The 12034-nt window shown below is 65.9% G+C and carries 10 protein-coding genes; 5 read left to right on the top strand and 5 right to left on the bottom strand.

The features are described 5' to 3' along the window. Positions 1-84 precede the first annotated feature (84 nt). The 4 genes from ACQGNJ_RS01560 to ACQGNJ_RS01545 all read right to left on the bottom strand — a co-directional run bounded on the left by ACQGNJ_RS01560 (position 85) and on the right by ACQGNJ_RS01545 (position 5393). Positions 85-939 carry an endonuclease/exonuclease/phosphatase family protein gene (locus tag ACQGNJ_RS01560; RefSeq protein WP_426687470.1) on the bottom strand — a complete coding sequence of 285 codons (855 nt, stop codon included), beginning with the start codon at positions 937-939 and terminating at the stop codon, positions 85-87. A gap of 341 nt (positions 940-1280) precedes the next feature. After that, a complete protein-coding gene (locus tag ACQGNJ_RS01555; RefSeq protein ID WP_426687469.1) occupies positions 1281-4190 on the bottom strand; it encodes a ligand-binding sensor domain-containing diguanylate cyclase in 2910 nt (969 codons plus the stop codon). Between the two features lie 295 nt (positions 4191-4485). Then, positions 4486-4896: a VOC family protein gene (locus ACQGNJ_RS01550; RefSeq protein WP_426687468.1), complete on the bottom strand. Its 411-nt coding sequence runs from the start codon at positions 4894-4896 to the stop codon at positions 4486-4488. 29 nt (positions 4897-4925) lie between these two features. After that, entirely contained in the window at positions 4926-5393 is a 468-nt protein-coding gene (locus ACQGNJ_RS01545; protein ID WP_426687467.1) for a helix-turn-helix transcriptional regulator, read from the bottom strand. A gap of 311 nt (positions 5394-5704) precedes the next feature. Here ACQGNJ_RS01545 and olsF point away from each other — a divergent pair, with 311 nt between their 5' ends. From olsF to ACQGNJ_RS01525, 4 genes are all read left to right on the top strand, one after another. After that, a complete protein-coding gene (olsF, locus tag ACQGNJ_RS01540; protein ID WP_426687466.1) occupies positions 5705-7531 on the top strand; it encodes a bifunctional ornithine lipid synthase OlsF in 1827 nt (608 codons plus the stop codon). Between the two features lie 157 nt (positions 7532-7688). Beyond that, positions 7689-8363, top strand: a complete 675-nt coding sequence (gene gntA, locus ACQGNJ_RS01535) for a guanitoxin biosynthesis heme-dependent pre-guanitoxin N-hydroxylase GntA (protein WP_426687465.1) — start codon at positions 7689-7691, stop codon at positions 8361-8363. Next, positions 8360-8950 (top strand): DUF1989 domain-containing protein, encoded by a 591-nt coding sequence (locus ACQGNJ_RS01530; RefSeq protein ID WP_426687464.1) that lies wholly within the window; start codon positions 8360-8362, stop codon positions 8948-8950. The genes gntA and ACQGNJ_RS01530 overlap by 4 nt, the downstream gene beginning before the upstream one ends. Further along, positions 8943-10037, top strand: a complete 1095-nt coding sequence (locus ACQGNJ_RS01525) for a hypothetical protein (protein ID WP_426687463.1) — start codon at positions 8943-8945, stop codon at positions 10035-10037. Before ACQGNJ_RS01530 ends, ACQGNJ_RS01525 begins: the two co-directional genes overlap by 8 nt. A 1-nt stretch (position 10038) precedes the next feature. On the opposite strand, the gene ACQGNJ_RS01520 is transcribed toward ACQGNJ_RS01525, so the two are convergent. Next, positions 10039-11217: a putative bifunctional lysylphosphatidylglycerol flippase/synthetase gene (locus ACQGNJ_RS01520; protein WP_426687462.1), complete on the bottom strand. Its 1179-nt coding sequence runs from the start codon at positions 11215-11217 to the stop codon at positions 10039-10041. Between ACQGNJ_RS01520 and ACQGNJ_RS01515 the strand changes: the two genes are divergently transcribed. Next, the gene (locus tag ACQGNJ_RS01515; protein WP_426687461.1) at positions 11177-11932 is read left to right on the top strand and encodes a M90 family metallopeptidase; all 756 of its coding nucleotides are present in this window, start codon (positions 11177-11179) and stop codon (positions 11930-11932) included. The genes ACQGNJ_RS01520 and ACQGNJ_RS01515 overlap by 41 nt on opposite strands. The last annotated feature ends 102 nt before the right edge of the window (positions 11933-12034 follow it).

Genomic DNA, 12034 nt, shown 5'->3' with positions numbered 1-12034 from the left:
TCGGCGCAAGCCCCGCAGGGCGTGCAAGAAATTGCGCCAAAGGAGCAGGCGAGGCAGCAGGCAGGGGGCGAGGATCAGGTGCGGCTATTTGCGGCGATCTGGCCAGGCCAGCTCGGCAATCACCGGGAAGTGATCGGACGGATAGCGCGCGCCCTCGTGCGTGGTGAGCGTCTGGACGGCCATTGCCTTGAAGCCGCGACTCAGTATCCAGTCGATGCGCTGGTCGGGATTGCCGGTGAAGTTGTGGAACGTCTTCGCCGGACCCGAGTGCGCCACCGCCGCCAACCAGGCATCGCGCAAGTTGCGGGTCAGCTTGGCGTGAACGGGCGACTCGGGCGCGCAATTGAAGTCGCCGGCCAGGATCACCCGCGCCGCGGACGGCAGCTGCCCGATCCGCTGCAGGATTTCGTCCGCACTGAGCATGCGTGCGCGGACATCCTCTTCGCGGTACGGGAAATGCGTGTTGAAGTAGTCGAAGTCGCCGCCGCCATCGCGCAGGCGGAAGTGTGCCCAGGTCACCATGCGTGGAAGCGGCTGGCCCCAGGTCCGGCTGCCGGGTACGTCGGGCGTGTCGGACAGCCAGAAGTCGCCCGAGCGCAGCACCGTCAGGCGGTCCGTGCGATAGAACACGCCCATGTGTTCGCCCCTGGTACCGCCTTCGCGCCCTTGTCCGAACCACGCGTAACCGGGAAGGTGCGCGGCGATGTACTCGCCCTGCTCCTGGGTCAGCTCCTGGGTGCCAAGCAGGTCTGGGTGCTGGGCCTTGATCACCTGCACCATCAGATCACGCCGATTTTCCCAGGCATTCAGGCCGGTATCCACCGGCACCCGCACATTGAACGTCATGATTCGCAGCGGCGCCTGGGCTGCCAGTGCCGGACACGCCACACCCGACATCCACACGCAGGCAAATACCGACAACCAGTGACGCAGGTTCATTTCAATCCTCCAGGCAGACGACGAGGTCAGGCATTCCGGGCTTGCGGGGTGGCTACGGGTTTCCGCCAGGATGACAACCCAGGCGCTCGCTCACCGTGGGCAAACCCCGCGGCCACGGAACCCTGCCCAGACTACTCTTGATCCGCGCGTTTGCATCCACCGGCCATCGCCAGAATGGGAGGCCAATCATTCGTCGGGTATCGAACCCGATTGCACGCCCTCCCCTCTGATTCCCGCCCCGGACAGCGGGACGCGCAAAGCAGCCTCAGCGAATCGACGGTTTCATCCGCGCGTCGCTACCCGCAGGCGAATGACGGCCATACCCGTGTGGAATGCCGCGATCATGGCTCGATCACGGGAGCGCCTGCCGTCCGGTTGCGCCCCTGCGCCTTGGCGCGATACAGCGCTTCATCCGCGCAGCACAGCCATTGCTCCGGCGATTCCACGCCGGTGGGCACCACGACAACGAAGCCGATGCTGATCGTCACGTACGGTGCGGTGTCGGAGCTGCGATGTTCGATCGCCAGCGCGCGCACGGCATTGAGCATGCGTTGCGCGACCGCCGCGGCTTCGCTGGCATCGCAGTCGACCAGCAGCACGGCAAACTCTTCGCCGCCATAGCGTGCGGCGAGATCCGCCGAATTCGAGCGCAGCACATTGGTCAGCGCCCCGGCAACAGCGGTCAGCGCGACATCGCCGGCGAGATGGCCGTACGTATCGTTGTAGGCCTTGAACGCATCGACGTCGCACATCAGCACCGCCAACGACGCACCGCTGGCGGCATGCTCTTCCAGGGCCTCGCCCAGCCGCTGGTTGAAAGCACCGCGATTGGCAATGTGGGTGAGGCCGTCGAGTGCGGCGAGTCGCTGCAATTCGGCATTCGCGTTGCGCAGCGCCTCGGTGCGCTGCGCCACTTCGCGGGTCAGTTCGCGCTGGCGCTCGTGCAAACGCCATACACGCAAGCGGTAAACCGCGGCAAGCAGGCCAATGACAACCAGCGTGACGAGGGTGCGGAACCACCAGGTGGCGTACCAGCGCGGCACGATCGTGAAGGCCACGCTGGCGCCCTCGTTGTTCCACGCGCCGTCGTTGTTGCTGGCAATCGCGCGGAATACGTAGTCCCCCGGCGGAAGATTCGTGTAATAGGCAACGCGGCTGTTGCCGGCATCGATCCAGCCACGGTCGAAGCCTTCGATGCGATAGCGGTACTTCACCGCAGCCGGCGCCACGTAGCTCATCGCGGCATAGTGCAGCTCGATGCGTTCGACGTCGGGGCCGATCCGGCCGATGTGGTCCGGGGCAACCTCCTTGCCATCCACCAGCACGCGCTCGATGGCCACCGGCGGACGCATCTGGTTGATCCGCTCGTGCTTCGGATCGACGATGACCACGCCATTGGCCGTGCCAAACCACATCCGCCCGTCGCGCGTGCGCCACGCCGGCGTCTGCGAGGCACCGTTGGCCTGCTGCGACAGCATGCCGTCGTTCTTGCCGTACCAGCGGGGTTCGATCTGTTTCGCCGCGCCGCGATCGAGCGCATCGATGTCTGTCCAGGCGATCCGTGCGATGCCACGGTTCGAACTCACCCAGAAATGACCGGCGGCGTCGTCGAGCATGGCGAACACCGCGTCGCCGTAGAACCCCGCCCGCTCGGTGAAGCCCTGTGTCTTCTGGCCGCGGATGCGCATCAGGCCCTGGCTGGTGCCAAGCCACAGGTCGCCATGCGATTCCGGATGAAACGCGAACACGCTGATACCCGGCAGGCCATCGGTACCGCAGCGGTCGACCACGCCATCGTGCTGGCAACGCAAGCCGTTGCGCTCGCCGATCCACAGGCGTCCGTCCGGATCCTCATGCAACGCGCGCGCGTCGTCGCCGTGCGTGCCCTGCAGCGGGCTTACCTTGTCGCCATGGATCTTGGCCACGCCCTGCAACGTCGCCACCCACATGCCGCCATCGCGGCTGGGGGCGAACGCGAATACGATCGTGCCGGGCAAGCCGTCACCGATGCCGAAGTTGCGCACCGTGCCGTCGGGCGCAATCCGGCTGACTCCTTCGGTCGATCCCACCCACAGATTGCCGGCGGCATCGGACACGATCGCGCGCAGCAACAGGCTCGGCAGCTTCGCGTTGATCGTCTTCGCCGGCACCAGCACCAGATTCTCGTAACGTGCCAGACCCGCGCCGTCAGTGCCGACCCAAAGCGTACCCGCCCGATCCTGGTATACCGCGCGCACCGCATTGGAATCCAATTTTCCGGTAACGGTGACCAGCTTCGAATCGCTGAAGCGATGGATGCCGCTGGAGGTGGTGCCCATCCAGAGGTTGCCTTCGCGATCCTCGAACATCGATCGGACGGTCTCGCCGACCAGGCCGCCCAGCGTGTTGTCGCAATCGAAGCGCGTGGCGGTCAGTCGGCACAGCCCCATGCCCAGCGGCGCAAACCACATGCTGCCGTCGCGGTCGCCGTACAGCGAATAGATGCGCTTCGCGTCCAGCGCGGCGACCCGCGGATCGCGTTCGAAGCGCCCATCGCGATAACGCACGGGACCGGCCTGGGTGCCCGCCCACACCGTGCCGGCATGATCGATCGCGAGGCTGTAGACCGCGTTGGTCGGCAACCCGCTGCGGGTGTCGAACGTCTGGGCGTGACCCTCGTGCCAGCGCACCACGCCGACACCATCGACAGCGATCCACACCCCGTCCACCGCATCGGCCACGATCGCACGATAGAACCCGCGCGGCGGAAACCCGCTGTCCTCGCCAAGCAGGCGGGCGCCTTGTCTATCCATCCGCACGACACCGACATCGGTGGTCAGCCACAGCGCGCCGCTCTTGCTCTGCACGATGCCCAGCACACTCTTGATGTTCGCCGGCAGTGTCACGGGCTCCAGTTCACGCGCCCGGAGGCGATAGAGCCCGTCGTTCAGCGTGCCGACCCACAGCGTGCCATCCCGATCGACACACACCGCGGTGATCGCGGTGCTCTTCAGCGCCGGCGCCACGCGCGGGCCGATATTGTCGAATTCCGCACCGCTGTGGTGAACCAGTCCGCCGTAGGTCGCCAGCCAGATCGAGCCGTCCCTGCTCTGCGCAATGGACAGCACCGTGCCCTGCGGCAGCTGGTTCTCGTACCAGACGTGGGTCAGTTGCCCGATCGCGCGATCGGGGTCGAGCGCGTGTGCCGGCGAAAGGGCCAGCAGACCGCACAACACCATGACAAGCGAATGCCACCCCCCGACACGATTCATGCGCGATCCGACTGCCCTCTGCGATCCGGCCTCCATTGCATCTGCCTTCCAGTGGCGTACCCGTCAGCCATCTGTCTGAGAGGCCGATGCAACAACTATCGCATATCCCGGTCGGATCAAGGGGGCGCCACCGCGCTGGCGGCAACCGGTCCCGCCCGCACGATTCGAATTTGCGGCGTGAACCGCCAGCAAGCGTGACCAGGCTTCAGGGAAGCCTGGTCACGCCATCGGGCACTCAAAAACTGTCACCACACGAATGGCTCCCTGACCGTCTCGATGGTGCCCCGAAGTTGCCTCAGCCCCGCTCCTGCACGCGCAGCAGGTTGCCGGCGGGATCACGCACCGCGCAGTCGCGCACGCCGTACGGCTGCCGGGTCGGTTCCTCGACGATCTCGGCCCCGCTGGCCTGGATCCGCTCGAAGGCGGCGTCGAGATCCCGGGTGGCCAGCAGCAGGATGGCGTAGGTGCCCTTGGCCATCATCCCGGCGATGGTGTTGCGCTCCTCATCAGTGACTCCCGGGCTGGCAGCGGGCGGAAACAGCACGATGGACGTGCCGGGCTGGTCGGGCGGCCCGACCGTGATCCAGCGCATGCCGTTGTAGCCGACGTCGTTGCGCACCTCGAAGCCGAGGGTGTCGCGATAGAACGCCAGCGAGGCGTCCGGGTCCAGTTGTGGAAGAAAGCTTGCGTGAATGCTGATGTCCATGAACGTCCTGCTCGGTGTGGAAGGAGTCGTCATGCTAGGTCCGGTGCCGGCGCCGGCGCTTCTCCATTCCTGATCGGTTGCGTCCTGACCGGTCGCGTCACCTGTCGCGCCACGCAGGACGGCATGCCTGCCGTCGTGCGCGCCGCTTCACGCCGATAGACACTGGGCGGCACCCCGGCCAGTTCGTTGAAACGCGTGCTGAAGCTGCCCAGCGATGCGCAGCCGACCGCGAAGCAGATCTCGGTGACGCTGAGCTCGCCACGCCGCAGCATCGCCATCGCGCGCTCGATGCGTCGCGTCATCAGGTAGCTGTACGGCGACTCGCCGAAGGCGAGCCTGAATTGCCGGCTGAGATGCCCCGCCGACATGTGCACGCCGTCGGCGAGCGCCTCGACGTTGAGCGGCTGCGCGTACTCCCGATCGATCCGGTCGCGCACGCGGCGCAGCCGCGCGAGGTCACGCAGATGCTGGGCGGAGGCGGAGCGGCTGTTGTTCATCGGCATGATCGTCCCATGTGGCCGTGGAGCGCTCAAGCGTGCCGGGAAGCTGCGGGATGCGCCGCAGCCAGGCGCCAGCGCTTCCCGCTTCCGCCCTCCCGGCGCTCCAGGGCGGTGGGGCTTCACATACCCTTCGTGCGGCAGTGATGACCATGGCTGCGAAGTCGAACCACGCCGGTTCACAAACGCCAGGGTTCCAGCATTGATCGTGACGCAAGCCATGCACCGCACGACCACCGCCGGGCCGGCGATGGATACGACGTGGACCGATGATTCGCGAACAAGGTTTCGGCCAACGGCAGGAGCGAGCGATGCTCAGCATTGAAAGCAGCCTGCTTGCACGCGCGCCGTGGTTGACCCGCTATCCAGTGATCTCCGGTGCGCTGACCTCGCCCCTGAAAGGCGTGTCCAACGAAGACCGCTTCAATGACCTGCTGCGGCAGGCAGGCGATGCGCGGGGGTTTGCGTTCGTCGACCGCATGCTCGAGCTGTTGGGCACCCGCTGCCAGAACGACCCGGCGCAGCTCGCCCACGTCCCGGCACAAGGGCCATTGCTGGTGGTCGCAAATCACCCGCTGGGCATGCAGGACGCGTTGAGCCTGTTGCAGTGGCTGGGCACCGTGCGTCGAGATGTGCGGGTGCTCGGCAATGACTGGCTGGCGACTGTTCCGGCGCTCGGCGACCTTTTGCTGCCCGTGGATGTCTTCGGCCAGGGCGCCGGATCACGCGCGCGCGCCATCTACCGCGCCCTGGCAAACAACGAAGCGTTGATCATTTTCCCCGCTGGCGAGGTTTCGCGCTGGAACGCAGGCGCCGTGCGTGACGGCCGCTGGTCCGACGGCTTCGCCAGACTGGCATTTCGCAGCCGCGCAGCCGTGTTGCCGGTGCACATCGATGCGCGCAACTCGGCGATGTTCTACGCCGTATCGATGCTGTCCAGGCCGCTGAGCACGGCGCTGTTGCCACGGGAGGGCACCGCCCGGGGCCGTCGCCAGATCGGCCTTTGCACAGGTGGGTTGATCGGCGCCGACGAACTGGAATACCGCAGCGGGGGATCCTCCCGCCGCGCCGCCGATCTGGTGCGCCAGCATGTATACCGGATCGGGCGAGGCGATCAGCGTGCGGCGTTCGGCGAGGTGCCGTTGGCATGCGCCGAAGGCCTGGACGAAATGGCGGCAGAGCTCGCCAAGGCCGAGAAACTGGCCGAACTGATCGATGGCAAGCAGCTCTACCTGTACACCGGCAGCATCGACAGTCCGCTCATGCGCGAGATCGGTCGTCTGCGCGAAATGACCTTCCGCCTTGTTGGCGAAGGCACCGGTGCCTGCCGCGACCTGGACACCTACGATTCGCGCTACGAGCATCTGCTGCTGTGGGATGCCGCGGCACAACGCATCGCCGGTTCGTACCGCCTTGGCCATGCCGGTCGACTGATCGACCAGCGCGGCATCGCCGGGCTGTACACCTCGACCCTGTTCGAATTCTCCACCGACTTGCAACCGCAGCTCGCGCACGGGCTGGAACTCGGACGCAGCTTCGTCGCCCCCGCCTACTGGAACTCGCGCGCGCTCAACCAGCTGTGGCAGGGCATTGGCCTGTACCTGCAACGGAATCCGCAGCTTCGATACCTGTTCGGTCCGGTGAGCATGCCGATCACGCTGCCACGAGAAGCGCGTGAGTGGATTGCCACCGCACATCTGGAGTATTTCGGCACGCCAGGCCTGGCCAGCGCAAGGCGGCCGTTTGTCATCTCGCCGCAAGTCGTCCGACGTGTGCAGCAGGCCTGCGCGGGACTGGATTCGTCAGCAGGCCTGGGCAAGTTGAAACAGCATCTGGACGCGCTCGGTGTCAGCCTGCCCATGCTGTATCGGCAATACGTCGACCTGGTCGAACCCGGTGGCGTGCAGTTCCTCGCCTTCGGCAATGACCCGGCATTTTCCGGTTGTGTTGACGGACTGGTCTGGCTGGACCTGGCCATGCTCAAGCCGGCGAAGCGGGCGCGCTACCTGGGCAACCGGGCGCTCGAATCGCCTGTCGGCAGGCGTGGACGATCGCCGGACGAAGCGAAGAGCATGCAAGCCGGCAGCGACTACGCGGGTGCCGCGGAACCGGTGCAGTGCGCGGTCACCACGTCATGATGAACTCGTGCGCGCACCGTAGCAGCGTGTGTCTGGCGGCATGGCCAGGCGGCCACGCCGCGAAGACCTGGTGGACATTTCCTGTCACCCGCACAGCCAGCACGCTGGAAACACGGCGATGATCCCTGATCGAAACGTCGTTCCGCGCCGTGCCGCCATGCCGTCGGGCAACGCCGGACTTGTGCGCGCCTTCGAGGCCCTCGTGGAGCGCAGGTCGTTTCCCTGCCTGGGCGCGAAGGCCGCCTTGAAGCGGCAGGCGCTGGAGTGCGTTTGCGCCGGTGACATCCGCAGTGCCCGCCAGGACCGATGCCTTGCCGGCGAATTGCAGGCGTTCGCCGCGAGCACCGACGCCGATGACATGTTCGTCAGCAAGGCGATCCTTTTCCCGCGCTCCCCCGCGCTGTCCGAGATCGAGTTCGAGGCCGCGTTGTGGGAGCGTTTGCGCGCGATTCACCTGATTGACCGCGAACAACATGGCTGGGACGGCAGCGTGAGCGACGATCCGCAATCACCGCGCTTCAGCATGAGCATCGGCGGCCGCGGCTTCTTTGTCGTCGGCATGCATCCGCGCGCGAGCCGGCCGGCGCGTCGTTTTCAGTGTCCGGTCATGGTGTTCAACCTGCACAGTCAGTTCGAGCATCTGCGCGCCGATGGTCGCTACGGAAAACTGCGCGCGGCCATCATCGCGCGTGACGTGATGCTGGCCGGCTCGAGCAATCCCATGCTGGCGGTGCATGGGCAGCACTCCGAGGCGCGCCAGTACAGCGGCCGACAAGTGGAGGATGACTGGGCATGCCCGTTTGTACGGACCGCAGAGGAGCTTCCCGAATGATCCAGGTGATCGCGCCGCGCAGCGGTGTCGCCTTCGAACTCAGGCGCGGCGAGCGCCTGAAAGTCATTGATCCGCAGGGAGAACAGGTGGCGGATCTGGTCGCGTTCAATCGTGCGGACACGCGGGATGCCCTGTCCTCCGGGCGCAGCATCGACTACGCCAGCAAGCTGTTCCTCGGGGTGGGCGATCGGCTTTACTCCAACCGCAGCAACGTGCTGCTGGATATCGTCGCAGACACCGTCGGGCGACACGATTTCCTGCTGTCGCCATGTTCGGCCGAGATGTTCCGCGTCATCTACCGTGACGAGCATCCGCATCGTGGCTGCTTCGGCAACCTCGCCGACGCGCTGCAGCCGTTCGGCATTGCTGCCGACGACATCCCCACCGCCTTCAACGTCTTCATGAATGTGCAGGTGGATGGCCACAGTGGTGTCATCAGCGTGCAGCCACCACTCAGCCGGGCGGGGGATTCCATCATCTTCGAGGCGCAGACGGATCTGGTGATCGGACTGACCGCGTGCTCCGCCGGCCAGTCCAACAACTTCTCCTGCAAGCCGATCCATTACGAAGTGATTCGCGATGACTGACTCCCGGATGACGGGTGCCACGGCCGATCCGGCAGCAGCGCCAGCGGCAAGAGTCGGCGCTTTCGAGCGCCTGCCGAAGTGGCTGAACCTCGTGCCGATGCTGCTGCAATGGGCGTGGCTGGGCCTGCGGCACGGCAGCCTCACCCTGCCCTCCAGCGCCAATCCGCACATCACGGCGGGCGGCCTGGTCGGCGACACCAAGTCCGAGTACTTCGCGTGCATGGGCCCGTTGGCGCGCGCCCGCGTGGCACCGTTCGTCACGCTGCATCCGCACGGTCACTCGTCATTGCCGGCCGCCTTGGCCGCGCTGCGTCGCGAGGGCCTGGATTTTCCCGTCGTGGCCAAGCCGGACCTGGGCTGGTGCGGCTACGGCGTGCGCCGCATCGACGATGCCCGGGCGCTGCAGGCCTATCTCGGGGCTTTTCCGCCCGCTGCCTCGTTGATGCTGCAGGCCTATCTGGACGAGCCAGGCGAGGCCGGCATTTTCTATGTGCGTCATCCGCAACAGCCTTGCGGGCGCCTGCTGGCCATCCTGCTGCGCCACTATCCGCAAGTCATCGGCGATGGTGTGAGCACGGTGGCGCAATTGGTCGGCGCGGACCCGCGGCTGCGGCGCACCACCGGCAACCCGGCACACGAGTGCGACTATCGCGGCGATCGCGTGCCCGCCATGGCCGAAATCGTGCGGCTTTCGCTGATTGCATCCACCCGCGTGGGTGGCCGCTACGAAGATCGCTCGGACTGCGCCACGCCCGCATTGACTGCAGCCATCGAGGCCATTGCGCAAGACATGCCGCGATTTCACGTCGGCCGCTTCGATGTTCGCTACCGCACGCTGCAGGATCTGCGCGGCGGACGATTCACCATCATGGAAGTCAACGGTGCCGGCTCCGAGGCCGTGCACGCCTGGGATCCGAAGTACTCCATTGCCGAGGTCTACCGGATTGTCTTCGCCAAGCAGCGCCTGCTGTTTTCGATTGCGGCGGCCAACCGCGCGCAAGGCCACCGCCCCGTCGGCATGCTCGCACTGGCCCGCCATCACCTGCATCAACAGCGATTGATCAGGCACTACCCGAAATCCAATTGACTCAAGCCGTCACCCTGCGCAGTCGCCGCGCCTCGAAAGCGACGAATGCCGCGGCCGCCAGCGTGAACGGCACCAGGCTGTAGGTCAGGCGATAGCACAGCATGGCCGCAAGAACGCCGGCGCGCGCATGGGGCGGAAAAGCCGCCAGCACGATGACTTCAAAAACGCCCAGTCCGCCCGGCACATGGCTTATCAACCCGGCGATCACGGCACCCACATAGATCGGCAGAAATTCGATGAAGGGCGGCGCGCTGCCCACCGGCAGCAGCACGTACAGCGCGCCGATGGCAGCGGTCATCTCGATGCCACCGATGACCATTTGTGAGGCGGCCGAAGTGGCATCGGGAAGGTCCAGCGTCCAGCGCACGATGCGCAGTGATCGCGGCGCCCTCCTCAACCAGACCAGGAATGCGAGCAGCAAAAGCAGGCTGCCGACCCCGAAAGGTCGCCCCCAGCCATGCTCAGCCGTCGGTTGCGACAGCAGCGCCAGCATGGTCACCACCGCAAAGCCCATCGCCACGCCAAAGCCGGCCAGCGCGACAATCCTTGCAAGGTCGCCTTTGCCCAGGCCGGCAGTGGCATAGATGCGATGGCGAACCATGCCGCCGGTGACCGCCGGAAACCCCAGCGTATTTGAAAAGGCTTGCGAAACCGCACCGGCAAACGCCGCCAGCCTGGCGGACACGCGTTGCGGCGCGGTCAATCGCGAGGCGATCACCTCCAGTGCCGCCAGCATGCAAAAGCTGACCAGGCTGCCGGCCGCGGAGGCCGCGATGCGGCCTGACGGAAGCGATGACCACGCCCTGGCGACACCGTGCCAGTCGATGGCCAGCAGGGAGCCCCTCACCATCCACACCACGATGGCCAGGGCGACCAGGGCGGTGATCCATGAGAGCTTCAGGCGTTTGAGCATGCTCCGGAGGTTAGCGAAAATCGCTTGCGGCGTGTCACCGATACATCGAACGAGGTCAGGCGCAGAGTTGCGCGACGGGGTGAAATACGGCCTTGCGACTTGCGGCCAGTCTCGCCAGCCCAAGCTGCCGCCGCATGGCGCACACCCTGATTCGGGCGTCCTTCCTTGAGAAAGTGCAGGTTGGCCCAGATGCTCTTGAGCTGACGCCTCACTCCAGCATGTGGCCATGTTCGAAAAAATCAGAAACTGGCGCCTGCGTCGCAGCATCGCTCGACATCCGATCGACGAATCACTGTGGCTAGGCGCGCTGCAACGCTGCACCTCGGCACGTCGGCTGGGTGCCTCCGACCAGGCCACGCTGCGCATGCTGGCCACGGCGTTCCTGGAGCGCAAGTCGCTGGAACCAACCAGGGACCTGCAGCTTGAGGATGCCGACCGGGTCCTGATCGCGGCGCATGCCTGCGTACCCATCCTGAAGCTGGGCATGGATTGGTACGACGGTTGGCGCAGCATCATCGTCTACCCGGATGCATTCATCCCGCGTCGCCCGCAAACGGATGCCGCGGGCGTGGTGCACCAGACCAGCACCATGCTGGCCGGCGAGGCGTGGGGGCGTGGGCCGGTGATCCTTTCGTTGGCCAATGTGCTGAATGTCGACAGGAAACCCGGGCACAACGTGGTCATCCACGAAATGGCGCACAAGCTCGACATGCTCAACGGCGACGCCAACGGCTTTCCGCCATTGCACCGGCGCATGGATCGACGCGTGTGGTCGCAGGTGTTCTCCAGTGCGTGGGATCACCTGAGGGACGAGCAACGCAACGGCGCCGACTTGCCGCTTGATCCGTATGCGCTTGAAAGCCCGGCGGAGTTCTTTGCGGTGGCCAGCGAGCAATTCTTCGAGAGCCCGGCAACCTTGCGCCAGCACTTGCCGGAGGTCTACCGGCAGCTTGAGCTTTTCTATCGGCAGCACCCGCTCTGAGTGGCTGGCGCCAGAACCGCTGAAGCGATTTCGCCGGCGGCGGTCTCCTCCGGCACGTTCTCCCAGCGATACAGGACGAGAAGCATTCCGCCCTTCGTCGGC

The sequence above is a fragment of the Rhodanobacter ginsengiterrae genome (assembly GCF_050026815.1).
In the GTDB taxonomy this organism is placed as follows: Bacteria; Pseudomonadota; Gammaproteobacteria; order Xanthomonadales; family Rhodanobacteraceae; genus Rhodanobacter; species Rhodanobacter ginsengiterrae.
This window is presented reverse-complemented; position numbering and strand designations above follow the sequence as displayed.

Coding starts and splice junctions, on each gene's coding strand:
- ACQGNJ_RS01560 (WP_426687470.1), bottom strand. CDS start 939: ATGAACCTGCGTCACTGGTTGTCGGTATTTGCCTGCGTGTGGATGTCG.
- ACQGNJ_RS01555 (WP_426687469.1), bottom strand. CDS start 4,190: ATGAATCGTGTCGGGGGGTGGCATTCGCTTGTCATGGTGTTGTGCGGT.
- ACQGNJ_RS01550 (WP_426687468.1), bottom strand. CDS start 4,896: ATGGACATCAGCATTCACGCAAGCTTTCTTCCACAACTGGACCCGGAC.
- ACQGNJ_RS01545 (WP_426687467.1), bottom strand. CDS start 5,393: ATGAACAACAGCCGCTCCGCCTCCGCCCAGCATCTGCGTGACCTCGCG.
- olsF (WP_426687466.1), top strand. CDS start 5,705: ATGCTCAGCATTGAAAGCAGCCTGCTTGCACGCGCGCCGTGGTTGACC.
- gntA (WP_426687465.1), top strand. CDS start 7,689: ATGCCGTCGGGCAACGCCGGACTTGTGCGCGCCTTCGAGGCCCTCGTG.
- ACQGNJ_RS01530 (WP_426687464.1), top strand. CDS start 8,360: ATGATCCAGGTGATCGCGCCGCGCAGCGGTGTCGCCTTCGAACTCAGG.
- ACQGNJ_RS01525 (WP_426687463.1), top strand. CDS start 8,943: ATGACTGACTCCCGGATGACGGGTGCCACGGCCGATCCGGCAGCAGCG.
- ACQGNJ_RS01515 (WP_426687461.1), top strand. CDS start 11,177: ATGTTCGAAAAAATCAGAAACTGGCGCCTGCGTCGCAGCATCGCTCGA.
- ACQGNJ_RS01520 (WP_426687462.1), bottom strand. CDS start 11,217: ATGCTGCGACGCAGGCGCCAGTTTCTGATTTTTTCGAACATGGCCACA.